This is a genomic window from Mucilaginibacter gossypii, from assembly GCF_900100945.1.
GTDB lineage: Bacteria > Bacteroidota > Bacteroidia > Sphingobacteriales > Sphingobacteriaceae > Mucilaginibacter > Mucilaginibacter gossypii.
In genome coordinates, this window is record NZ_FNCG01000004.1 from 467,563 (window position 1) to 491,980 (window position 24,418).

Consider the following 24,418-nt stretch of genomic DNA (forward strand, 5'->3'; position numbering starts at 1 on the left):
ATCCGAAATCGAAACTCCGAATTCCGAAATATAATTATTCCGCTACTACTGCAAACGGAACCTGTACTTTAACTTCCTTGTGCAGGTTGATGTTGGCTACGTATTCACCAACAAATTTTGGCTCCTGGTCAAAAGTGATACGACGACGGTCAACTTCAAAACCTTCTTTTTTCAATGCATCAGCAATTTGGATAGTGTTGATAGCACCGAAGATTTTGCCTGTTTCGCCGGCTTTAGCACCAATGTTAAGTTTAACACCTTCTAAACGAGCTGCAATAGCATCAGCATCCTTGCGGATTTTTTCTTGCTTAAATTGAGCTTGTTTAAGGTTTTCGGCTAAAACTTTACGTGCGCTTTCAGTAGCTAATATGGCGTAGCCTTTTGGTAAAAGGTAGTTACGGCCATAACCTGGTTTCACATTTACGATATCGTCTTTATCACCCAGGTTTTTTACATCTTGTTTTAAAATAACTTCCATTTCTTAAATCTCCTATTATTTTAATGAATCTGTAACGTAAGGTAATAAACCGATGTGGCGTGCGCGTTTAACAGCCTGAGCCACTTTACGCTGAAACTTCAATGAAGTACCGGTTAAACGGCGTGGTAATACTTTACCTTGGTCGTTAATGAACTTTAATAAAAAGTTTGCGTCTTTGTAATCAATATACTTGATACCGTTCTTTTTGAAACGGCAGTATTTTTTACGGTTATCCTCCACCTTTGGAGCGGTAACGTATTTAATTTGTTCGTTAGCCATTAGTTTGCTGCCTCCTCTGCTTTAGCTGCTGGTTTTTTGTTAAAAGCACCACTGCGTTTTTTGTCATTGTAAGCAATGGCATGTTTATCCAAAGCAATGGTCAGGAAACGCAAAACACGCTCATCGCGCCTTAACTCTATCTCCAATTTGTTAATTAATTCACCCGGAGCCTTAAATTCAGTTAAGTGATAGTACCCTGTAGTTTTCTTTTGGATTGGGTACGCTAATTTTCTCAAACCCCAATTATCCTCCTGGACAATTTCGGCTCCGCCATCAGTAAGAATTTTGCTGTATTTGGCATTTGCCTCTTTAGCAGTCTCTTCTGAAAGCAACGGGGTTAGAACGATCACGATTTCGTACTGTTGCATTATACTTGATTTTTAATTATTTGCCCGCCATAACGGGGCTGCAAATGTAGAGGTAATTATTGAAACAATCAAATGTTTTTAGATGAAATGCTACGTGTATAACAGCAAATTAGCCCGGCAGCGCTATATTAGCAGTCAAATTATTATTATGAAAAAGAACCTGCTCCTTTTTATCGCATTTTTTTTAACAACAACCAGCGCAATAAAAGCACAAACAATAGGGCCCGCGCAACAACGCCTGCTTGATTCGCTTTGTAAAGAATTGTCCAAAATTGACGTGGCAAAGATATCTACCAAACAGGCTGCCAATGATGCTTTTGAAAAGTGTTTTGAAAACCATGCCGACTTGCTAATGGATGTAGCCAAAGAGCAAAATGTTGAGGTAACCGATGAACCGGCAATGAGTAAAGTAGGCGTGGAGATCGGTAAAAACCTGATGAAGCAAAAATGCGGATCTTTTATGCAACTCGCCATGAAAATGGGAAAGGATGGCGATGCTGAGGATACCGGTACCCAGGTTACTACCGGCGTATTTAAACGGATTGATACAAAGGGATTTAATTATATTGTTATAACAGATAAGGCAGCGGCCGAAAAATCATTTATCTGGCTCAGGCAGTTTTCCGGGTCTGAGAAATTTATAGATGCTTCACCGGCTAAACTTGCCGGTAAAAAACTCCAGATAACCTGGAAGGATATGGAAGTGTATCTGCCGCAAGCCAAGGGGTATTATACTGTAAAGGAAATAGTATCGATAGATATTCTGTAAACGAGGGAGAAATTGTGTTGATAAAAACAAAATTTTTTCTAAAACTTATGGCATAGCTTATGGTTTTACTTAAAAACTCATAAGCTATGCAACCCGCAACTATTCAAGCCGAAAAAGGAACAAGCAATCCGCTTACTTTCGATGAGATCTTAATGTATGGCGGAGGGGATGATCCCCTTGAAGGCGACTGGGATGACCAGGAAGATGAAGATTTTGATGATATCCTTGAGGATAAAGAAGATCTGCATGAAATACAGGTTGATGGCAGTATTGGTGAGCCCGACCCCGAAGATGATGATCATTTGCCTGATGATGATATTTAATATATTATGTGTTAAGTCTTGTTTGTTTGACCGCGACATATTAAGTTCCTTTTTGCTTATTCCTGTTTATTTTCCGTTGTTGCCTTAAAAGGTGATCAGGGCAATTTGTTTCACAAATTGAGTTAAAACAAAATTGCGTAACAATCATAGCGCATATTCTTTTGTGTCTATTTTTTTCTCCATGATTTAATTTTTTTCTACCTGAATCTCATATGGTTAAACATATAGTTAAATTTAATTTCAAGTTAAAATGCGAATGATGTAATTTATTTGCTACATTACAATTGTTTTTGTATTAGTAATAGTATTATAAATGTGATTTTAATAAAAAAACAATATTATTTTTAATAAATTATCATTTTTCGTTATTTGAAATTAATCGTTAGCCGAAACTGTCTGTTATGAAAAAATTAGTCGTCTTATTGCCGATATTATTATCTTTTTTTTTAGCAAAAGCACAAAATCAGGATGTGCATATTAGCCTGGAGGCCCAGGGCATTGTCACTACCAACAATTCAGTGCCATTTTGGTTAAGGGCAAATCAGTTTGGCAGTATTCCGTTATCGGGTGGGTCCGGTAGCTTAATCGGAAAAATTCGGAAAGATTATGATACAACAAAAACTTACGACTGGGCCGCATCCTTTGAAGGTAGAGGAAATGCCGGAAATAATAGCAAGTTTATTTTAGTTGAGGGATTTGTAAAGGCCCACGCCGGTATTTTTGAATTGAAAGCTGGCCGTTCAAAGGATATTGTGGGGCTTGTTGATTCAACTCTTTCTTCAGGTTCTTTTTCAATCTCTGGTAATGCCTTGGGTATCCCCAAGATAAGTTTAGGTATACCTGACTTTTATAGTATCCCGGTTTTGGGAAAACTGTTTGCATTTAAAGCAACTTTGGCAAATGGGTATTTAGGGAGTGTTAAAGTAAGAACAGGCGAAAAACCGTCAGATTTTAAAGGCTATTACATGGAAAATACCCTGTCCTTAAAAATAGGTAAGCCATCATGGAGATTTGATTTTTTGGCCTCTTATAATCACGAAGCATTATGGGGAAATGAAAGGCGTGTTTTTAAACGGTTTGAATTGTCTCCAGTCGACACCTATTGGTATGTGCTTTCTGGTAAACTATATCAGGGCAGTAAGGTTGGTAATCATTTAGGTTCAATAGATATAGGTGCTCAATATAAATTTGATGCACTTACAATTTCGGTATATCGTCAAAGCTTTTATGACATAGGTGCTTTAAAGTCTCTTGCAAATATAGCCGATGGTTTAAATGGTATAAGCTTAGTTAATAATAAACCAATTCAGAGTAGTTTTTACTGGAAGAAATTTTTATTCGAATTTTTATATACGGCGAACCAGGCCGGCACATTAAGTTCAAAACCAACCAAGTCTGGCGCCGAAAATTATTATAATAATTATGAATATGCAGAGGGTTGGTCATATAATGACATTGGCTTGGGTACGCCATTTATAACCACAATAAATGATGTGAAGAGCAAAGCAGGAAAAACATGGCAGTTTTTTATAAATAACAGGGTACTTGCTTTGCATGCTGCAACGCAGGTTTATGTAAACAACTGGCTTTATACAGCCAAATTATCCTATTCTAAAAATATGGGAACATTTGAAAATGGCACCGAAATATATCGTTCTTTAGGAGGGAAGTTAAAATATCCACCCCATTATGGTACCTTTAAAAAAGTGAATCAATATTCGACGTTTGTTGAAGGTTTGAGGCCTTTAAGAAATGGTTATTCTGTTGGATATGATCTGGCATATGATCATGGGGGCCTGCTTTACAATTCGTTTGGTATTATTTTAAAGCTGTCAAAAACATTTATGTAATAATGCCGGGTTTAACATGTGAAGAGGCCGGTGTGTAAAAAAATTAGCAAAACCGCTCTTTCACCAAATCTAATTTCTCACTACCTTAGCACTTGTGGATAATTTCATTGTTTCGGCCCGTAAGTATCGCCCGGCTACTTTTGAAACCGTTGTTGGTCAGCAACATATAACCAATACGCTCAAAAATGCTATAAAAAATAGCCAGCTGGCACAGGCATTTTTGTTCTGTGGTCCACGTGGTGTGGGCAAAACTACCTGCGCGCGGATCCTGGCTAAAACCATTAATTGTACCAATTTGCAGCCCAATGGCGAAGCCTGCGGCGAATGCGCTTCATGCAAGGCTTTTGAAAACGGAAATTCTTTTAATGTTCATGAGCTTGATGCTGCTTCAAACAATTCTGTTGATGATATCCGCAGTTTGATTGAACAGGTACGGATCCCGCCCCAGGCGGCACGTTACAAGGTTTATATTATTGATGAGGTGCACATGCTGTCGCAGGCCGCTTTTAACGCGTTCCTGAAAACACTTGAGGAGCCACCTCATTATGCCATATTTATATTGGCTACTACCGAAAAGCATAAGATCCTGCCAACCATTCTTTCGCGCTGCCAGATCTTTGATTTTAACCGCATCAGGGTTGAGGATATGGCCAACCACCTGGCATCAATTGCCGGCAAGGAAAGCATAGGTTATGAACCCGACGGCCTGCATATCATAGCCCAGAAAGCCGATGGCGGTTTGCGCGACGCGCTTTCGATGTTTGATCAGATCGTGAGTTTTTCGGGGGGGAAGGTAACCTATCGCTCGGTTATTGATAACCTGAACATACTTGATTACGATTACTACTTTAATATAACCGGGAGCCTGCTTAAGGAAGATACCGCTAAAGTATTATTGTTTTTTGATGAGATCCTTTCGCGCGGGTTCGATGGCGCTCATTTTATAGCCGGGCTTTCTGAACATTTCAGAAATCTGTTGGTGGGGAAGGATCAATCGACATTAAAGCTGCTTGAGGTGAGTGAAGGCATTAAAACAAAATACCTGCAGCAATCGCAGCAGGCATCGGTGTCGTTTTTGCTCTCGGCCATGAATATTGCCAATCAGTGCGATATTAGTTATAAGCTCAGCAAAAATCAACGGCTCCAGGTTGAACTGGCATTACTTAAGATGTGCCACCTGCCATCGGTGTTTAACCTGGCAACCACACCACTCACTGTAACTTCCGCGACCGACGGGGGACTAAAAAAAAAACCTGATACCTCAACAGTAACGTCTGTTAACGGAGCGCAGGCAAGCCCTGCTGTATCTGTGGTGAGCGAAGCCGCACCGGTATACAGTGCCCCACCAAAAGAGGTTGTAACGCCATCTGTACAGGTAAAAGAAACAATAACATCGCCTGCTGAAAAGCCTAAGATAGTAATGCCTTTGCGAAGTACGCTCACCCCTTCATTAACCGGTGAAGTTAAAACGCAGGAAGAATTACTTGAAGAAGAGGACCCATATTTAAAAGGAGAGGATAAAGAGGATTTTACCATGGATGCCTTTTTGCAATGCTGGAGCGATTTTGCTGCATTTGCAAAAAAAGAAGGTAAAAAAACTTTGCTAACCGTTCTTACAGCGGGCGCGCCGCGCATGCTAAAGCCCTATGTTTTTGAAGTAATAGTAGGCAATATGGTGCAGGAAAATATTTTCAGGGATGAAAAGCCCGTTATGTTGAATTACCTGCGCAGTGCACTTAAAAATTTTACTATCGAGGTAAACGCCAGGGTTGATGAACAAAAGGTAGTACGTAAGCCTTATACCGCGCCCGAAAAGTTTCAGCATATGGCAGCCCGCAACCCGCAGCTGCTGGAGTTGAAGAGCCGGTTTAATCTTGATTTTGATTAACCGGGTTTTAAATGCTGAGCAGTGAACTTGATTAAAAATCCACAACTCAGCAGTTAATAAATTATCTCAGGGGTTACCTATCATTTTTGGGGTATCCTTCTTCGTCAAGGTCGTCCCGGTCGTCTTCGGGAGTGTGAGAAAGGGCGGCATCAACCGGATCAATCTCAACGCTTTCTCCGTTGTCAATGTGCATTCCCAATTCATCTACATCGGTTTCAAGCGAACGGTCTTCGTCAAATTCGCCGTCTACATCGTAAGGGTTTGCCTCGTCATAGGTGGAGTTAAAATCCTCGCCGTTTTTTGCGGCAGTATGATACGGATCGGGATGGTCATAATCCGGGTCATCGCTTTTAACATCGTATTCGTAGCTATTATCGTCCGGGTTATAATTTAGGTCCTCCTTATCAATGGTTTCGCCCAGTTCATCTTTTAGGTTTTCGTCGCGATCAGGCAGATCATCATTGAAACCTGCATCGTCTATTTGATCGTTGTTCATAGGTTTGTTCTTTTATTATATAAATATACGCAGTAAAAATCCTGCCAAAAAGCAAATCAATCAAAAAAGATTTAGCCTAAGCTTAATAATGGATCTGTTTCCGGTAAGATGTAACACCACCAATGGCAAATTTAAAACCTAAAGTAACCTGCGAATACGCGTCGTTATGCGCGCCGGCAACGTAGGCGTCCAGATTATCGCCCATAATAAAATTGTATTGGTAACCCAGGTCAATTTTAACTGCAGGCTGGTTGTAACTGTTAAACAGCTTAAACTCATAACCCAGCCTTAGTGGTATAAATATTTCATTTGTTTTGCGTTCGTAGGGCAATACCCGGCCCTGCTCCAATAAAAGCGCATCCTCTGTCCTGTATACAACATTATTATTAATGTATCCTAATCCCGACGACAGGTAAAGGTTTTTAAAAGCATTGGCTATAGCACTTCTCGAGTAGTCAATCAATTCGCCTGCCTGTACCTGCACCCTGAAAGTGTAAGCACTGAAATGGTTTTCAAATTGCCTTTGTGTACTTGTAGCCGGCGAACCGCCTTTTAAACGGCCTACCTCCACATTAAATATATAATTTACAAACGGGCTTTGATTGTAAGTAAAGTTAAGATTTATGGAAGGTGTTGTTTTTAGGGTTTGCACATCGGTAGAACTGGCCTGGTTGATGCCTGCGGCAAAGCCAACGTCATATTGTGCATAATCAAAGCCTATTTGGGCTTTAGCTAAAAAAGATACAGAACACAGCAGGATTATAATGGAGGCTTTTAGTATGGATTTTATCATAAATAAACGGCAGCACCTGTATAAAAGGAGCTTGTTTTATGGTAAGCGTTTTATTTTATAAAAATAGCACCAAAGTTTATAAAAACAACAATGCCGGTACTAATAATTGTCATTATAACGAAATCTATAATTTTTCATTGCGTTATTTGATAAAATTGATAAAGTCAATTTTATATATTTGGGCCGTTTGTATAACAAAAACCACATCAGGCATGTCAAAAATAAAAGTAGAGAATCCGGTAGTTGAACTGGATGGCGATGAAATGACCCGAATAATCTGGAAATTCATTAAAGACAAATTGATTACCCCGTACCTTGATCTTGATATTAAATATTACGATCTGGGTATAGAGTACCGCGACCAAACCGACGACCAGGTAACTATTGACGCAGCTAACGCAATTAAGCAATACGGCGTTGGTATTAAATGTGCTACTATTACTCCCGACGAAGCAAGGGTGAAAGAGTTTGGGTTAAAACAAATGTGGAAATCGCCAAACGGTACTATCCGTAACATATTGGATGGTACTGTTTTTCGTGAGCCTATTGTTATGTCCAATGTACCCCGCCTGGTACCTAACTGGACAGCGCCTATCTGTATTGGCCGTCACGCGTTTGGCGATCAGTACCGTGCTACCGATTTCTTAACCAAAGGCAAAGGTAAATTAACCGTTAAGTTTACTCCTGAAGATGGCGGCCCCGAGCAATCATACGAGGTATTTAACTTTAAAGGTGATGGTGTTGCATTAACGATGTACAATACCGATGAGTCTATCAAAGGATTTGCGCATGCCTGCTTTAACCAGGCTTTAATGAAAGGCTGGCCTTTATACCTTTCAACCAAAAATACCATCCTTAAAAAATATGATGGCCGCTTCAAAGATATTTTTGAAGAGATCTATCAAAATGATTACAAACAAAAGTTTGAAGCAGCCGGTATCACGTATGAGCACCGCTTAATTGACGACATGGTTGCATCGGCCCTGAAATGGAACGGCAACTTTGTTTGGGCTTGTAAAAACTATGATGGCGACGTACAGTCAGATACTGTAGCACAAGGCTTTGGTTCATTAGGTTTAATGACCTCAACCCTGGTTACTCCTGATGGTACTGTAATGGAAGCTGAAGCTGCCCACGGTACTGTAACCCGTCACTATCGTGATCACCAGGCCGGTAAGCCAACTTCAACCAATCCAATTGCCTCTATTTTTGCATGGACAAGAGGTTTGGAATTCCGTGGCATCTTAGATAAGAACACTGAACTGATCAATTTCTGCAAGGCTTTGGAAGAAGTTTGTATTGAAACTGTTGAAAGCGGCAAAATGACCAAAGATTTGGCCATCACCATTAAACCAAAAGTGGAGCATGGTACCGATTACCTGTACACCGAAGAGTTTTTGGCTGCAATTGACGAAAACCTGAAAAAACGCTTAGGTAAATAATTGCCAGGCGATTTAAATAAGAAAAAGCTCATACATTATAGTATGGGCTTTTTTGTTACACATTAAGCTGAGTAAACCAATTTAGCGTTTTCAATTTTCTATTTAACTCCTAACTTAGCGGGCAAAAATACACAACACTATGTCGGCATTATATCCATTAAAATTTAAAACCATATATAAAGACAAGATATGGGGCGGTCAAAAGATAAAAACCTATTTGCATAAAGATTTTGGCAGCCTGCCCAACTGCGGCGAAACCTGGGAAATATCAGGCGTAAAATCTGATGTTTCGGTTGTAGCTTCGGGCGCTTTGGAAGGTGAATCACTAGCCGACTTATTAGAGCAATACAAAGATGAGCTGGTTGGTAAAAAGGTTTATGATCACTTTGGCAACATCTTCCCGTTATTGGTGAAATTTATTGATGCCAATGATGATCTTTCAGTACAGGTACACCCCGATGACAAGTTGGCCAAAGTACGCCATAACTCATTTGGTAAAACCGAAATGTGGTATATCATTGAAGCCGATCCGGGTTCGACACTGATTACCGGTTTTAATCAGGAAATGACCGAGCAAAAATATGTTGATGCTTTAAACAGCGGTCATATCATGGATATCCTTAACAAAGAGGATGCAGTAGCTGATGATGTTTTCTTTTTACCCGCAGGCAGGGTGCATACTATTGGCAAAGGTTTATTGATTGCCGAAATTCAGCAAACATCTGATATTACTTACCGTATTTACGATTTTGACCGTGTTGATGATAAAGGCAATAAACGCGAGTTACATACCGAAGAAGCTCTTGCCGCTATTGATTACAAGCATTATCCCGAATATAAAACCCGATATGAACCTAAAAAGAACGAGACTGTAAAACTGGTTACCTGCCCTTATTTTACTACCAATGTGCTCGATTTTGACGAAAGTACATCGAAAGACTATTCGGCACTTGATTCATTTGTGATCCATGTTTGTGTTGAAGGCGGTTATACTGTAAAATATAACAACCAGGCATATGCGGTTAAAATGGGCGAATGTATCCTGTTACCAAAAAGCATCGATAAAGTTGAGTTGGAAACAACAGGCGGCTTTAAAATACTGGAAAGCTATATTGAATAATAGCATACGGTTGTTTCCTGCGTTTATGAAAAAACAAATATATTTTTTAAGTCTGGCCACAGTAGCATTACTTGCGGGTAATGCCTGCAAAAAAGAAAAGGGTGAACCTGTAAATGCTTATGCAGGTAAGTATTCGCTGATATCAGAAACGAATATAAACATCACCACCGGTCACTCAGATACCTATACAAACGTTGTATCTCCATGCATAAGTGATAACCAAACTAACCTGAAAGGTGACGGCACATGGACAGCCGCTTACGTAGGCGCTGAAGATTGTTATGTTTCAAGGACTGATAATAGTTACACTATTATTGGGCAAAAGGGGGCATCTGCTTCAGGTTCCTGGGTGCAAAGCGGTAACCGGATAAAGTTTACTTTGTCTAATAAATCTGTTTCATACGGCGTGGTGAGCAATGTAGGCGGAAAAGTTCAGCTTACATTTAAAGATACCTCCCAATACTTTATTTCTACTTCGGTATTAATGAAGCAATAATAAATACGGAGCCTTTTAGGTTCCGTATTTATTTACTTGCTCGTTCACTTGCAGTTAAACGTTGTCAAAAACCTCTTTTAACTGATTTATTCTTACAGGTTTGAACAGATAGTCAGAAACCTCAGAAATATTTTTAGCCCGGTAGATATCGTTAAGATCAACTGACGAGCTCACGATATAAATAGCGATCTTTTTCCCCGTTTGGGGCTTTATTTTCGCAAATTCATGCATAAACTCCCAACCATCCATAACCGGCATATTAATATCCAGTAATATTACATCGGGTAAGTTATAATCTTCGTTTGCTTTTTTCAATGCGTAAATGGCTTCTTCTCCATTTACAAAATGGCTTAATTGGGTATTCAGCTCCTTTATGCTTATTAATTTTTTTAGGCCGTAAACGTAAATACTGTCATCATCCACAATCCAGGTGTTAGCCGGACTTCGCTCTGCAATCATCTCTTGGTAATTTTAATTATACCAATCTGATAGTAAATTTTGTGCCAACGTTTACTGTACTGTCAACTTTAATGCTTCCGCCTAATGCTTCAATCTGGTTACGGGTTATAAATAAGCCAATGCCTTTGGCATCCGTATTTTGATGAAATGTTTTATACATGCCAAAAATCTTATCGCCATAACGGTTAAGATCGATACCAATGCCGTTATCTTCAAAAATGAGATAAATATGTTTCCCTTCTGTAAAGGTATAGCATTTTATAACGGGCTGCCTGTCGGGGTGACTGTATTTTAAAGAGTTGGTAAGCAGGTTTTGTAAAATACTTTCCATGTAAGCCGGTATATAACTGATCTCGCGGCATTGCGTAAAGTCACTCTCTACGTGGGCGTTTATGGTCTCAATATTATTTTTTAGTGCCGAGCAAATGTTTTTGAACATCGGCTCCAACTCAACCACCTTCCGCTCTTTGGTAATTTCAGTTTGAATCTTAACTATTTCGTTGATGTGTTCGATGGTCAGATCCAGGCTGTCGCTGATGGTTTTAATATGCGAAAAGATCTCCTCCCGTTCTTCAGTTGTTTCGGTTTGTTCAAACAGGTTTACCATAAATTGAAGGTTGCCCGTATGCGAACGAAGATTATGTGAAACAATGTACGCGAAGTTTTGCAGGCGGCGGTTTTGGTCGGTCAGTAAATTTATCGACTGTTCAAGTTTCAGCAACTTTCTTTTTTCGCTGTCGATATCCTGAATAACCCCTTTAACAGATGTGCATTTGCCCAGGTGATCAATCACTGGTACAGCCTTTACTTTTAACCATAACATATTGTTTTTGGCCGAACGTAAAAGCAATTCAATATCAAAAGGCCTGCTATCTTCAACGGTATGGTTAATAGCATTTTGTAAAACAGGCCGGTACGGAGGCTCAAAAAAACTAATAAACTCTTCAACACTCAGTTTTAAATGATTTTGAAGATCAAATAAATCATATACCTGTTTTGACAGCACAATGGTATTGAGGTTTTGAGGGTCAATTTCCCAGATGCCTAAGCGTGCTGTTTTAAAGGCATCATCATTGGTGATTTGGTTATTTGCCGATAATAAGTCGTCTTGTTTGTAACGGTTGATGTTTATAAGCGAGCCATAAACCATACAGCCATGCTCATCGTCCAGTTTCCTGATAGCGGTTTCAAACCACTGGTACCCGTTTTTTTTTGTTAAAAAACGTAATTGAAGTGACGGTGTGTCTTCCGTTATCCTGTTGTTAATGGCGTTGAAAAAAAACGGTTTATCGCCGTGGTAAAGCAGATGTTCAAAAAAAGTATAAGCATCACATTCAATTTCATTCACTTGATAGCCTAACAGTGTATAGAAGCCCGTTGACCATTTTACTTCCCTTGTATTGAAATTGTATTTCCAGATCCCCGTATCCAGATCATTGATCAAAGGGGTAAGATGTACATCATCGCCGGAAAGTTTACCCTTTTCAAAAAAACTCATATCAACAATCTGTTCACTAATTCAATTTGTTTTTGACACGTGCATATGATTAAAACGTGTGCCATGATTTGAACTTTTTATAATTTATAACCATTAGTTGTGTGTCGTGTCTTCTTCTCAATCATTATTCCACATTTGCCCGGGTTCAAATATAATATTTTTGATACTTTATAATGTATTCTTTTACTGGTATTTACGGTTTGGAGAATATTTGACTATATCTACTACTAATTGAAGTAATATTTTACAAAAATATGCTCAGACTCTATTTTTTGTGTTGAAAAATGAAGGTATCCTTCATGAAATTGTTTGATGTAATTTAATTGTAAAAAATAGCGGGTACTAAGTTAATAAATATGGGTGAACTATTATTGGTTATTATAATGTCCTATTTTACAGGCAATTTGCCGGAGTTTAACTTTGTGGAAAAATATTAAATCGTTATTTGCTTATTAGTTCATCAAGCGCGTTTTTTGCAATCCATTTGGCTGATTTGCTGGGCTGGCCATAAATATTTTGTGCAGTGTTAATGGCTTTAACTTTTAATATATTATTCCGTTTGCCTATTTGGCGTAAAGCCCAGTTAATAGCTTTTTTAACAAAGTTCCGGTCATCCCAGGCTTCCCGCTCCATAATAGGAAACAGGTTTGTAAATATTTCGTCGGGCGCCGTTTTATTATGAACTGCATATTCGGCCATTAAAACAAAACCGGCACGTTTTACAAATTCCTGCTCATGACTGCTATACTCAACAGCTTTATCAATGGCAAATGGGGTGCGGTCAAAAAGATTACCGCAAACCTGGTCGCAAATATCCCATGAATAAAAGTCGCCGGTCCAGCTGTCCATTAGTTCGGGGGTAACCTGTTTAGGATCGGCTATCATGGAGGCCAGCATCCGGGCTTCATGTATTTGCGTATCCCAAAGTGCTAAAGCCAGCTCATGATCTTTTTTAATGATCTTAGCCAGTTTGCGGATCTCCGGCAATTTTACCCCTAAAGCCCTCGAATTATCAATACCAAAACGGGCCATGCCTTTTAAGTACGCAGCATCAGCTTTTTCTTTAAGCTGTTCAAGTACAAATAGTACGTCATCCATTTAATTGGTCATGCTTTTCTTTTGGAGGGTATTGTGAATCGGCACTACCTGCATCAGCGCCGCGCTGCAATAAAAAGGATGAAGCTCCATCACTAAGGCCCCTGCTTTGATGGCTGGATCGGTTTCGGTGAGTTTTTGGGCTTCTTCTACGGTTTCTACATTAAAAATAAAGATCCCACGTAAGGGTTGGTTATCCAGAAACGGACCGGCCACAACTAACTTACCCTCGGCAGCAAGCCGGCCAATATTTTTAAGGTGCGCCATTTGCAGCTGCATATTAGCCGCCGAATCTTTGAGTTGCGTTGGCCCTTCTTTTAAAAAGGCTATCACATACTTTTTCATGCCGTAATCATCAGCCCCAAGCTTTTTAGCCAGGACAGCATCGTAAACAGGTTTTGAAGCAGCAGTATCCTGAGCTAAGCAGTTAAAGCTTAATGCAACAGCGGCAATGATGAGTAAAGCTTTCTTCATAAAAGTAATTATTGATTATATCAAATATAAATAATGCTGGCAAATAAAAAGCCGGGCAACCGCCCGGCTCCAAATCATAATTTCAATATTAAAAATCCGAAATCTAAATTCCGAAATCCGATATCAATCAAAGATTTCCCCTTACTTCCTGTTCTCGTTCAATGGCCTCAAATAGGGCTTTAAAATTACCGGCACCGAATGATTTGGCACCCTTGCGCTGAATAATTTCAAAGAACAGGGTTGGCCTGTCTTCAACAGGCTTGGTGAAGATCTGCAACAGGTATCCTTCGTCATCACGATCGACCAAAATACCTAAGCGTTTTAATGGCTCAAGGTCTTCATCAATATGGCCAACGCGGTCGATCAGGTCATCATAATAGGTTGAAGGAACAGTTAAGAACTCAACGCCACGATTCTGCAGCTCGGTAACGGTGGCTACAATATCATGCGTTGCAAGGGCCAGGTGCTGTACACCTTCATCCTCATAAAATTCAAGGTATTCTTCAATCTGCGATTTCTTTTTACCCTCGGCAGGTTCATTGATCGGGAATTTTACATAGCCGTTCCCGTTGCTCATCACCTTGCTCATTAAAGCCGAATACTCGGTCGAGATCATTTTATCATCAAAGGTGAGGATATTACGGAAACCTAATACTTCCTCATAAAAATTAACCCATTCGTTCATTTTATGCCAGCCCACGTTGCCCACGCAATGGTCAACATATAGCAGGCCGGTATCTGTCGGATTGTAATTATTTTCCAGCTTTTGATATCCCGGTAAAAACAAGCCTTTGTAGTTTTTACGTTCAATGAACATGTGCACCGTTTCGCCGTATAATTTAATGCCGCTGGTTCGTACTTCGCCGTTTTCATCAGTCAGGGTTTGCGGTTGCTGGTAAGGCTGGGCACCTCGTTTGGTGGTTTGCTCAAAGGCATCGTAGGCGTCGTCAACCCAAAGGGCCAATACTTTCACACCATCGCCATGTTTTTTAACATGATCGGCAATAGGGTGATCAGAGTGAAGAGGAGTGGTGAGCACTATCCTGATTTTGCCTTGCTGCAAAACGTACGATGCCCTGTCGCGCACCCCGGTTTCGGGGCCGGCATAAGCCAGGTTTTGAAAACCGAAGGCCGTTTTATAATAATGGGCCGCCTGCTTGGCATTGCCAACATAAAATTCCACATAATCGGTACCGTTAAGGGGTAGGAAGTCAGCCCCCTCTAAATCTCCCCCGGTAGGGGAGACTTTTTTATCTAAAGTTTGTGTGTGCATTTTAATTAGTGATTTAGTGAGTTAATGATTAGTGATTTTGGCATTACGGCTAATTGCCTTTCAGCTTTTACCTTTCGCCTTTAACCTCACATTTGCCAGCTCTTATAATAATTTTCGTCCTCAATCTTAATCGCGTCTTCCGTGAGCATCAGCGGCCTGAACGGATCGATCATCACCGCCAGCTCATCTGTTGATTCTTTGCCTATTGATTTTTCAACCGAGCCGGGGTGCGGGCCATGTGGGATGCCACCGGGGTGCAGGGTGATCTGCCCTTTTACCACGCTTTTGCGGCTCATGAAATCGCCATCTACATAATATAACACCTCGTCGCTGTCCACATTACTGTGGTTATAAGGTGCAGGGATAGATAACGGATGGTAATCAAACTTGCGGGGCACAAAGGAGCAGATTACAAAGTTATTACCCTCAAAGGTTTGGTGTACCGGAGGCGGCTGGTGTAAGCGCCCGGTTATGGGTTCAAAATCATGGATAGATAGCGCCCAGGGATAATGGAATCCATCCCAGCCCACAAAATCAAAAGGATGAGTGCCATATATATAGGGATAAATAAGACCTTGCTTTTTGATCAGGATCTTGAAATCGCCATGCTCATCATAAGTTTTCAGATCGGCCGGTAGTTTGATATCGCGCTCGCAATAAGGAGAATGTTCCATCAATTGACCATATTGGTTTCGGTAGCGTTTTGGCGGCCGGATAGGGCTAAAGCTTTCCACAATGAAAAGCCGGTTGCCCATGCCGTCAAACTCCATCTGGTAAATGGTGCCGCGGGGGATCACCAGGTAATCGCCGTATTGAAACTTGATATTACCAAAGCCTGTTTTTAAAGTACCTGTGCCTTCGTGAATAAAAACTACTTCATCGGCCTGGCTGTTCTTATAAAAATAATCGGTCATGCTTTGGCGCGGCGCTGCCAGCGAAATATGCAGATCGCTGTTTACCAGTACCGGCTTGCGGCTTTGCAGGTAGTCATCCTCGGGCTGGATATTGAAACCTATCAGACTGGTATGCTTCAGGTGTTTTTCGCGTGCTATTTTGGGCTCCACGCTGTAGGGCTCGCCAAGGGTTTTTACAATGGTGGGTGGGTAGGCGTGGTATACCAGCGAATAAAGGCTTGAAAAACCTTCTGTTGACACCAGCTCTTCGGCATATAAACTACCATCGGGCTTACGGAATTGCGTATGCCGCTTAGGCGGAATTGATCCTAAACTATGATATAGAGGCATGAATTGGTTTAATTGGTTAACAATAAAACGTATAAAATGCTGATTTGTGTTCGGGCTAAAAAGTCCGTAACGCCTAGCCTGACCATTTAATAAATAATGGTTAAAAAAGATAGAGGAAAGAGGAGGGGAAATTAGTATTGCGCCAGCACGATCTTGGCAAGCATAGCATCTCTGAACGATGACGCATCGCTCATGGAGGTTAACCCCAATGAAAACAGGAAATGCATTTGTACGCGTAACATGATACTAAGTTAGGGGGATTATTTTTAGGATGCAAATTTAGGGTTGAATAGTGAGTGGTTGATTAGGTGAGTGGTTAGTTATTTTTTAATTCTTACGCCGCCGCTCGGCTCCAGCCGAGTGGCGACTATAAAACGGCCTCTGGCCGCCGGCATGATGTATACAGGCCAGAGGCCTGGGAATAATTACCACTCGGCTGGAGCCGAGCGGTGGCAGTATATCTTTATATACGCCCGCGAGAGAGACCACTCAACTTAATCAACCATTCACTATAATTCCCTCAATCAAAATCATTAGCTTTGATTATACCAATTAAGCTACTCTATGAAATTAGTATCCTATAAAACCGAAGACCGCGAACATCTTGGCGTTTTTGTTAATGGCCACATCTACAATTTAAACTCATGCGATAAGCTGATCCCTGATAACATGAACGAATTTTTATGGGGAGGGCCAGAACTGATGGAACATGCCGCGCGGGTTAATGAAGAAATCCGGTCGGGAAAGATAGAGGCTAAAGAGGAACTGTTTTTTGAGCTAATGGCCCCGGTGCCGCACCCAACATCATGCCGCGATGGTTATGCGTTCCGTCAGCATGTGGCTTCGGCAAGGCGTAACCGTAAGCTGGATATGATACCCGAGTTTGATCAGTATCCTATATTTTATTTCACTAACCATAACGCTGTACAAGGGCCCGGCGAAATTGAATGTATGCCCGATCATTTTCAAAAGCTTGATTTTGAGCTGGAAGTTGCCGTTGTTCTCAATAAAAAAGGACGTAACATTACCGCCGCCGAAGCCGATAGCTTTATTGCCGGTTACATGATCATGAACGATATGAGCGCCCGCACCCTGCAAATGGAAGAAATGCTGCTGAACCTTGGCCCGGCAAAGGGTAAGGATTTTTCGACGGTGATTGGTCCCTGGCTGGTAACGCCCGACGAACTGGAGCAATATAAAGTACCTGCAAAACCTGGTCATACAGGGAATGCCTATAACCTGGAGATGAAATGCGTGGTGAATGGCAAACAGGTATCGGCAGGTAATATGGCCGATATGGACTGGACCTTTGCCGAGATCATTGAGCGAGCTGCCTATGGTTGCGATGTTTTACCGGGCGATGTAATAGGTTCGGGCACGGTTGGCACAGGCTGTTTTCTTGAACTGAATGGCACCGGCGTACTTAATAATGCCGATTATGAACCACAATGGCTGCAGCCGGGTGATCTGGTTGAAATGGAAGTTACCGGTTTAGGGATGCTGGGGAATATTATAGAAAAAGCGGATAGTAATTTTTCGATCTTGAAGTTAAAGAAGTAAAAAGAATATACCACACTATTGCAAATAATTGTGTTATTGCGAGAAATCATTAGGGAAACTCCGGAAAAAATGGTAATGACGTATAAAATACGTTTTAGAGATGGTGTGCGGGGCGCGTTAGTGATAGGAGCGGATACCGGCCTTGTGGCTAATGCCTGTGCAGTATGAGCGTATAGCACGGGCCGCAGGCAACGCTCATGTTTATAATATCGATCAAAAAAAATATTTAATAACCAACAACTTACAACCAAGTCATTATAAGCGTAGCGTGGCACCCGCATGTTATACAGTGTGGCTTTGCTTACGCGCTATTGCCACCCTACGCTCGCAATGGCATGTTTTATAATATTTACCCATGCCAACCATCCATATATCCGATCTTTCTCCTGTTCAACTGCAAAGCTACCTGAACTTTGCGGTAGCACCACGACCGATTTGCCTGGCCTCAACGGTTGATAAAGCCGGGAATGTAAACCTGAGCCCATTCAGCTATTTTAATATTTTCAGCGTTAATCCGCCCATTTGTATTTTTTCGCCATCGCGCAGGGTAAGGGACAATACCACCAAACACACGCTCGAAAATATCAGGGAAGTGCCCGAATGCGTGATCAATATTGTTAACTATGATATGGTACAGCAAACTTCGCTCTCAAGCGTAGAATATCCTCAGGGCGTTAATGAGTTTATTAAATCGGGTTTAACGCAGTTACCTTCGCAACTGGTAAAACCCCCGCGTGTGGCCGAGTCATACGTACAACTGGAATGTGTGGTTAACGAAGTGATTGAATTGGGGCAAAGTCATGGTGCAGGTAATCTTGTGCTTGCCGAAATTAAGCTGGTCCATATTAATGATGCCGTTTTAGATGCAGAGGGCAAAATAAACCAGGCCAAAATGGACCTGGTTGCCCGGCTTGGCGGCGACTGGTATTGCCGGGTTACTAAAGATAACCTGTTTAAAGTAGCCAAACCCAATACCAAAATGGGCATAGGTGTTGATGCACTGCCTTATGCTATCCGTAACTCAAGGATCCTTACAGGTAACAACCTCGGGCAATTGGGTAACCTCGAAGCTATACCCGGCGATGAAGCTATTGAAGCCTTTGCGCTTACCCCGGAGATAAAAGAAGTACTTGATGCCACCATCGGCGATAGTCAGACCCGTGAGTTGCAATTACATTTGAAAGCTAAGCAATTGCTTGAAGAAGAGCGGGTTGAAGAAGCTTTGATGGCGTTGCTGATGGAATGATAGCTGAATATGTATTCTTCTGCCAGTGTAGTACGGATCATCAGCTACATCCCTTTAAAGTCTGTTATAGTATTTCCATCATACCGGTACACTCCACCTACAGCACCAAACCAAATATTTCCTTTATCATCTTCTAAAATCCCAAAAACCATTGGCTTATTAGTTATTTCGGTTACTGATGGCTTTTTATCAGACAAGGATTTTTCATCGTAACGAGAAAGCGCCCAGGCCGCTGTATTAGCGCTAAAACCAGAAAGTACCCTGTTAGGGTTATCAGCATTTTCTGAACTTGTCCAAATGTTTCCTTTTTTATCTTCGTAAACGTAACCCGCAAATTTCCGGGTGAAATTGGTAAATGAACTACCATCATAGCGCCACAGTCCATCACTGCCGGCGAGCCAGATATTGCCCTTTTTATCTTCCATTACAGAACGAACGTTGGTAAAAGGTTTACCATTACGGCTGAAAACGTTAAATATTTTTCCGTCGTACACAAAGGTGTTGCCTCTTGTTGCAAACCAAAGCTTGCCCGTTCTGTCTTCAATAATTGAATTAACTTCATAAGGTGCCCTATCCGGAAATGTTTTCCCTGTTGGGTCTTCATTCATCCCATTTCCGTTTATGATATAATTCCGAAATGATGTTCCGTCATACCGGCTTGTTCCACCCCGAACGCCGAACCAGATGCTGCCTTTTTTATCTTCATAAATACTTACAACATCATTATTGAGAAGGCCATCCTTTATTGTAAAATTGCGAAAGGATTTACCATCGTAACGGTAAGCACCTGAACCGATAGAGCCAAACCACAGGTTGCCTTTCTTATCTTCTAAAACAGAAAAAAAGCGGGCCGAAGTCACTTTACTTGTGATATTGGTAAAAGATTTCCCATCGTACCGAAAAATGCCATCAAAAGCAGCAATCCAAATGTTGCCTTTTTTATCTTGTATGATATTACGGGTAATTCGGTTAGGCCCGGCGAAAGGAACTACGTTCTCGGCATGTTTTTGCTGGGCCTGTACAGGGAAATAAATTACTCCTGCCAGCAGAATAATCAGGCAGGAGAAAACGTTTCTTTTCTTTTTCATATCATATCAAAGTTGATCCAGCGAAATTACTTTGATACCTCTCCGTCAGAAGAACCAGGATTGTAAATAAAAATGTAAACTTTGTAAATAAAGCCTCCATATTATGCCTGGTGGCCGAAGCCTCCTCTCCCAGGGAGTGCAAATACTTATTTGGATTGACATTGAGCTGATAACACCGATCACAAGCTAAATATTTGAGCCCCAACCGCGTAATTAAAAAAATCAACGGTCAATACGCGTATTCCTTCCCTTTAAGATGATAATCAACTGGTAGCTGTCGTTTTTCAAATAATTCGTAAGCCGGTTTGAGGTTGCGCCAAAAGGCATCCTGTTTGTAAGCCGCATAGCGCTTTAAGTTTGCGTCATCCATCCGGAAAGGGAAAATATCAACACGAACTTGCTTTTGGCCGGCTACAAACGCCTCGTAAACCAGGGTATAAATTTCTTCAATGCGCGCATCAGTCATGGCATAGCAACCTATAGAAGCACAATGCCCATGTACCATGATGGCGCTGCCGGTATAACCTTTAGCTTTATCAATGGCATTAGGATAGCCTACATTAATAGCCAGGTAATAGTTGCTTACCGGGTTAAGTTGTTTGGGTTCTATGGTATATAAGCCTTCCGGGCTTTTACCATCGCCGCTGCGGGTTTTGGTACCTAATCCGCCTGAATATGTGCATACGTCATAAGTTTTAAAGAGCTGGTATTTATTAGCCGATTTTACCCATACTTCAAGTACGCTGATGTCTTTAATGATACGGAGGTACACTGGGCCATAGGGGCAAAGCCTTTATCTTTAAGTTCTTTCTGAAGTTTAGGCCATATTTTAAGACGTACATCGGTGGCCCGTTTGCTGTCGGGGATTTCGGTTTTGTGAAGTGCTAATAATAGAATCAGCAACAACAACGTAATTGGTTTAGGCATTGGTTAGGTTTTTAACTATAATTATAGTTAACGGAGTTATTGGAAGGAAATTATGTGGGAGGGGAGATTTTTTGTTGGCTAAAAATGCAGGTTATAGTCTCCATGTCATTGCGAGCGCAGCGCGGCAATCGCACGGATGCATAGCCGCTCTGTATAGCATGCGATTGCTTCGTCGTCCCTCCTCGCAATGACATTTTTTGTTGTAAGCAGTTGGTGCTATATCCCCAACACCTGCTTCAACTTCACATACCCTGTTTTACTTACCGGGATTTTGGCACCCGATTTCAGGATGGCCAGGTGCGCGTCTTTTTCGTATGGATCGATACGGGTGATTTGTTGTATGGCTACGATGTAGGAGCGATGAACACGAACAAAATGATTAGGATCAAGGGTTTGCTCAAAAAAGCTCATGGTTTTGTTTTTGAGGTACGAGCCTTCTTTGGTGATCACACTTACATAATCATCATCAGCCTGCAAATACTCAACATCGGCAACGGGGATGATCTTTACCTTAGTGCCAGTTTTTACCACAATACGCTCATGCTGCGCAGGCGACTGGGTAGCGGCGGTTTCCAGCAACTCTTCCGTTTGTTTAACAGCCGGTTTTGGCGTGGCTGAAGCCAGGAATTTTTCAACCGCTTTATTAAAGCGTTCTTTACTGAATGGTTTTAATAAATAGTCAACCGCGTGTGCTTCAAAAGCTTTGATGGCGTATTCGTCAAATGCGGTAGCAAATATTACGGCAGGAGGCTGTTCAACCAGTTCCAACATTTCGAAGCCGGTAATTTTGGGCATCTGGATATCTAAAAAGACCAGGTCGGGCTGGTGCTGTTGAATGGCTTTAAGGCCTTCAAAGCCGTCGTTGCATTCCTGTATCAGTTCAATGTCTTTAAAATCAAGCAGGTATTCCCTTACAACCATGCGGGCTAAAGGTTCATCATCAATAATTAAAGCTCGCTTCATAGTTGCGGTATTTTTATAATGGTTGTGTACAGATCATCGCTCGCATGGGTTTCCATTAAATCATTGCGGGCATACAGCAAATATAATCGCCGTTGCACTCCCCGCAAACCAAAACCTGTACCTTTTTTTGGTTTAGATGTTTGCGGATCGTAAGGGTTCTGTACCATTAAGTTCAGGTAGCCATCCTCAATTTCACCGCGAATGCTCACTGTAACTTCGCCTATGGTGTCGTACAGGCCAAATTTAATGGCATTTTCAACCAAAGGCTGTAACAGCATGGATGGTAATATGGCACTTCCGCATTTGGGGTCACAGCTTATTTCGGTTTGTAGGCGGTGGCCAAAGCGTACTTTTTCTATGTCGAGGTAGAGGTTAAGATGCGCCAATTCCTCGGTAAGGCTAACCTGCAGCTGATCGTCCTTTTTAAGTGTTCCGCGCAAAAAGTCGGATAACTGGTGGATCATCCTGCGGGCCTCATCTGGTTTAAAGCCAATAAGCGCGTTGATGGAATTTAAGCTGTTAAACAGGAAGTGGGGCTGTAGTTGCTGCCTCAAATTATATAATTCGGCCTCGCGGGCCAACTGCTCAGCTTCGGTTTTGCGTTTCAGGGTTTCTTTCTGATCCAATTGCGAAAACCATAACAAACTGATCATCGCCATCCACCCTATAGCTAAAAAGTCGGTAAAAAAGCGGATGGTTAACGATTGGGCCAGGAAACCGGTGTAAATCGTATCGCTGTTAATTAACGGCAAAAGGTAACGGCAGCCGGCCGTACAGATCCCTGCAAGCGCAACACACCATATAAAGAGATTAATATAGCTGCCCTTGCCCGGTTGGTAGTAACGTAAGTTGTTATTGATAAGCCAGCATGCACATGAAAGCAATATGGCGCTTAACAGGCCATCGGTAGCGGCGGTGAACCATAAAAAACCAAAACTATGGATGATGTAAGTTTGCAATGCAGCCCAGGCCACACCGCATATTACAAATGCCGCGTATAGTTTTGATGATTGTATTGATGGAACTTCCAAAACGGGTTACTTTCTGTGGTTTTAAGGTTTAATTTCTGATGCCCAATAAGGCCGACTTATGATGCGCCCATGCAATGTACAGGTCGGCATCGGGTGTTTCGTGTATGTTGTAATACAATTCAGCACCGTCGGTAAGTTCGCCAAGCTGGTTAAGCTCGGCTACATCAATAAATTGCCATTTAACGGTTTGTTTTTCAATATTCTTGAAGCTATCCTGGTTGGCGTGACCTATCCGGTTAGCTTTTTCATAAGCTACCAGTTCATTATCTGCGCTGATCAATCTTAATTGCTCATCAAATTGCGCCTGATGGTCGCCATCCCCGCTTATCACCCTGAAAACTAATTTTGCTACGTACCAGTTCATGTTTTTATGCTTTTCGTAATTAGCTGCCTTGATTAATTAATAACTGCGGATATCCACCCCTGCAAATATGGATACGCCTTTAAGCACCAGCACCTTTTCGCTGCCTACACTTGCGGTGCTCCTGATGCGTTTATCATCAACACTGGCAAAAACCGCCGCCAGGTCAGATACTACCTGCCAGTTTGATGGCACAATAATTTTGGTGCCGCCGAAGATCTGGGTAATGTCAATGATAATGCGGCCGTTAATATCTGCCTGGGTAAAATCAAGCTCGGCCCCGCCAAATATGTTTACGATATCACCACCGCGGAACTGTTTGGAAAGAATGGTTTTGTTAACCCCACCAAAAATGGATACAGTATCGATATAATCATCGCCAGAATATTTGGTGTTGTATTGCTGTTGTTTTTGTGCGTAAGGATCAACCGGGGGGATCTCGCTGCCTTCTTCTTTTACGGTGTAGTCAACAGTTTCGGCTTTTTCAAATTGGAAGGGCTCTTTTTTATCCCAGTTGGCCCATTTCTCTCCTTTGAAATCGTTTTTCCATTGCTGCGGATCAAAATGTTTGTTGCGCCTTAATATCAGCCACATACCAAATCCAATTACAGCTAAGGGCCAAAGAATACGGTCGGAATTATTGATGTTTTTGCTGAGCAGAAGCAATACACCTAAGCCTACCAGCAAAAGCCATGAGGCTTTTTTGTACTGATGCTTTGAGCCAATATAAAGCCCCCAGAAGACAAGCCAAAATGGCCACAAAACAATATTATGTGGTATAAAGAAGAGGTTGAACTGCTGAAGCAGCAGTATGCTGCCTACAGCAAGTAAAATGATCCCGGCAACAGACTTACCCTTGTTGGGATCTTTTGGATGTTCTATATCGTTGTTCATTGT

26 protein-coding genes are annotated in these 24,418 nt (G+C 41.5%); 9 read left to right on the top strand and 17 right to left on the bottom strand.

Annotated elements, in window-relative coordinates:
• Positions 1-34: 34 nt before the first annotated feature.
• From rplI to rpsF, 3 genes are read right to left on the bottom strand one after another with little or no spacing between them, the layout of a single operon-like run.
• Positions 35-478, bottom strand: a complete 444-nt coding sequence (gene rplI / locus BLS28_RS11070) for a 50S ribosomal protein L9 (protein WP_091166691.1) — start codon at positions 476-478, stop codon at positions 35-37.
• 15 nt (positions 479-493) lie between these two features.
• Entirely contained in the window at positions 494-757 is a 264-nt protein-coding gene (rpsR, locus tag BLS28_RS11075) for a 30S ribosomal protein S18 (RefSeq protein ID WP_022833472.1), read from the bottom strand.
• Entirely contained in the window at positions 757-1,125 is a 369-nt protein-coding gene (gene rpsF / locus BLS28_RS11080) for a 30S ribosomal protein S6 (protein ID WP_090528512.1), read from the bottom strand. Before rpsF ends, rpsR begins: the two co-directional genes overlap by 1 nt.
• Positions 1,126-1,273: 148 nt before the next feature.
• Here rpsF and BLS28_RS11085 point away from each other — a divergent pair, with 148 nt between their 5' ends.
• The 4 genes from BLS28_RS11085 to BLS28_RS11100 all read left to right on the top strand — a co-directional run bounded on the left by BLS28_RS11085 (position 1,274) and on the right by BLS28_RS11100 (position 5,955).
• Positions 1,274-1,894, top strand: a complete 621-nt coding sequence (locus BLS28_RS11085) for a hypothetical protein (RefSeq protein WP_129571863.1) — start codon at positions 1,274-1,276, stop codon at positions 1,892-1,894.
• Between the two features lie 86 nt (positions 1,895-1,980).
• On the top strand, positions 1,981-2,217 hold the full coding sequence (locus BLS28_RS11090; RefSeq protein WP_090528506.1) for a hypothetical protein: 237 nt from the start codon (positions 1,981-1,983) through the stop codon (positions 2,215-2,217).
• A gap of 401 nt (positions 2,218-2,618) precedes the next feature.
• A complete protein-coding gene (locus BLS28_RS11095; protein ID WP_091166697.1) occupies positions 2,619-4,067 on the top strand; it encodes a capsule assembly Wzi family protein in 1,449 nt (482 codons plus the stop codon).
• 94 nt (positions 4,068-4,161) lie between these two features.
• Complete coding sequence (locus BLS28_RS11100) at positions 4,162-5,955, top strand: DNA polymerase III subunit gamma/tau (protein ID WP_091166699.1); 1,794 nt, start codon at positions 4,162-4,164, stop codon at positions 5,953-5,955.
• Between the two features lie 73 nt (positions 5,956-6,028).
• Here BLS28_RS11100 and BLS28_RS11105 read toward each other — a convergent pair whose 3' ends face one another.
• The gene (locus BLS28_RS11105) at positions 6,029-6,451 is read right to left on the bottom strand and encodes a hypothetical protein (protein WP_091166701.1); all 423 of its coding nucleotides are present in this window, start codon (positions 6,449-6,451) and stop codon (positions 6,029-6,031) included.
• 82 nt (positions 6,452-6,533) lie between these two features.
• The gene (locus tag BLS28_RS11110; RefSeq protein ID WP_091166703.1) at positions 6,534-7,244 is read right to left on the bottom strand and encodes a hypothetical protein; all 711 of its coding nucleotides are present in this window, start codon (positions 7,242-7,244) and stop codon (positions 6,534-6,536) included.
• 212 nt (positions 7,245-7,456) lie between these two features.
• Here BLS28_RS11110 and BLS28_RS11115 point away from each other — a divergent pair, with 212 nt between their 5' ends.
• The 3 genes from BLS28_RS11115 to BLS28_RS11125 all read left to right on the top strand — a co-directional run bounded on the left by BLS28_RS11115 (position 7,457) and on the right by BLS28_RS11125 (position 10,302).
• The gene (locus BLS28_RS11115; protein WP_090529643.1) at positions 7,457-8,686 is read left to right on the top strand and encodes an NADP-dependent isocitrate dehydrogenase; all 1,230 of its coding nucleotides are present in this window, start codon (positions 7,457-7,459) and stop codon (positions 8,684-8,686) included.
• Positions 8,687-8,825: 139 nt separating this feature from the next.
• Entirely contained in the window at positions 8,826-9,806 is a 981-nt protein-coding gene (locus BLS28_RS11120) for a type I phosphomannose isomerase catalytic subunit (protein ID WP_091166704.1), read from the top strand.
• Positions 9,807-9,831: 25 nt separating this feature from the next.
• Entirely contained in the window at positions 9,832-10,302 is a 471-nt protein-coding gene (locus tag BLS28_RS11125) for a hypothetical protein (RefSeq protein WP_091166706.1), read from the top strand.
• Positions 10,303-10,356: 54 nt separating this feature from the next.
• Here the strand turns inward: BLS28_RS11125 and BLS28_RS11130 are convergent, their stop codons facing one another.
• The 6 genes from BLS28_RS11130 to BLS28_RS11155 form a co-directional block, all read right to left on the bottom strand.
• Positions 10,357-10,761 carry a response regulator gene (locus tag BLS28_RS11130; protein ID WP_091166708.1) on the bottom strand — a complete coding sequence of 135 codons (405 nt, stop codon included), beginning with the start codon at positions 10,759-10,761 and terminating at the stop codon, positions 10,357-10,359.
• Positions 10,762-10,777: 16 nt separating this feature from the next.
• Positions 10,778-12,259, bottom strand: coding sequence for a PAS domain-containing sensor histidine kinase (locus BLS28_RS11135; protein ID WP_091166710.1), 1,482 nt, complete (start codon positions 12,257-12,259; stop codon positions 10,778-10,780).
• Positions 12,260-12,700: 441 nt separating this feature from the next.
• The gene (locus BLS28_RS11140; protein WP_091166712.1) at positions 12,701-13,357 is read right to left on the bottom strand and encodes a DNA alkylation repair protein; all 657 of its coding nucleotides are present in this window, start codon (positions 13,355-13,357) and stop codon (positions 12,701-12,703) included.
• Positions 13,358-13,828 carry a YciI family protein gene (locus BLS28_RS11145; RefSeq protein WP_091166714.1) on the bottom strand — a complete coding sequence of 157 codons (471 nt, stop codon included), beginning with the start codon at positions 13,826-13,828 and terminating at the stop codon, positions 13,358-13,360.
• Positions 13,829-13,955: 127 nt separating this feature from the next.
• Positions 13,956-15,101: a 4-hydroxyphenylpyruvate dioxygenase gene (gene hppD / locus BLS28_RS11150; protein WP_091166716.1), complete on the bottom strand. Its 1,146-nt coding sequence runs from the start codon at positions 15,099-15,101 to the stop codon at positions 13,956-13,958.
• 86 nt (positions 15,102-15,187) lie between these two features.
• Positions 15,188-16,345, bottom strand: a complete 1,158-nt coding sequence (locus BLS28_RS11155) for a homogentisate 1,2-dioxygenase (protein WP_091166718.1) — start codon at positions 16,343-16,345, stop codon at positions 15,188-15,190.
• Between the two features lie 564 nt (positions 16,346-16,909).
• Here BLS28_RS11155 and BLS28_RS11160 point away from each other — a divergent pair.
• Together BLS28_RS11160 and BLS28_RS11165 are read left to right on the top strand one after the other, a co-directional pair.
• Positions 16,910-17,905, top strand: coding sequence for a fumarylacetoacetate hydrolase family protein (locus BLS28_RS11160; RefSeq protein WP_091166719.1), 996 nt, complete (start codon positions 16,910-16,912; stop codon positions 17,903-17,905).
• Between the two features lie 355 nt (positions 17,906-18,260).
• Positions 18,261-19,151 carry a flavin reductase family protein gene (locus BLS28_RS11165; RefSeq protein WP_091166721.1) on the top strand — a complete coding sequence of 297 codons (891 nt, stop codon included), beginning with the start codon at positions 18,261-18,263 and terminating at the stop codon, positions 19,149-19,151.
• A gap of 44 nt (positions 19,152-19,195) precedes the next feature.
• On the opposite strand, the gene BLS28_RS11170 is transcribed toward BLS28_RS11165, so the two are convergent.
• The 6 genes from BLS28_RS11170 to BLS28_RS11195 all read right to left on the bottom strand — a co-directional run bounded on the left by BLS28_RS11170 (position 19,196) and on the right by BLS28_RS11195 (position 24,415).
• On the bottom strand, positions 19,196-20,239 hold the full coding sequence (locus BLS28_RS11170) for a ligand-binding sensor domain-containing protein (protein ID WP_091166723.1): 1,044 nt from the start codon (positions 20,237-20,239) through the stop codon (positions 19,196-19,198).
• A 229-nt stretch (positions 20,240-20,468) separates the two neighbouring features.
• Entirely contained in the window at positions 20,469-21,011 is a 543-nt protein-coding gene (locus BLS28_RS11175) for a L,D-transpeptidase family protein (RefSeq protein WP_091166725.1), read from the bottom strand.
• A gap of 371 nt (positions 21,012-21,382) precedes the next feature.
• Positions 21,383-22,129 (bottom strand): LytR/AlgR family response regulator transcription factor, encoded by a 747-nt coding sequence (locus BLS28_RS11180; RefSeq protein WP_091166727.1) that lies wholly within the window; start codon positions 22,127-22,129, stop codon positions 21,383-21,385.
• Positions 22,126-23,160 (bottom strand): sensor histidine kinase, encoded by a 1,035-nt coding sequence (locus BLS28_RS11185; RefSeq protein ID WP_256337400.1) that lies wholly within the window; start codon positions 23,158-23,160, stop codon positions 22,126-22,128. The genes BLS28_RS11180 and BLS28_RS11185 overlap by 4 nt, the downstream gene beginning before the upstream one ends.
• A gap of 28 nt (positions 23,161-23,188) precedes the next feature.
• Positions 23,189-23,524 (bottom strand): DUF4288 domain-containing protein, encoded by a 336-nt coding sequence (locus BLS28_RS11190; RefSeq protein ID WP_090528450.1) that lies wholly within the window; start codon positions 23,522-23,524, stop codon positions 23,189-23,191.
• A gap of 36 nt (positions 23,525-23,560) precedes the next feature.
• The gene (locus BLS28_RS11195) at positions 23,561-24,415 is read right to left on the bottom strand and encodes a LiaF transmembrane domain-containing protein (RefSeq protein ID WP_091166729.1); all 855 of its coding nucleotides are present in this window, start codon (positions 24,413-24,415) and stop codon (positions 23,561-23,563) included.
• Positions 24,416-24,418 lie beyond the last annotated feature (3 nt).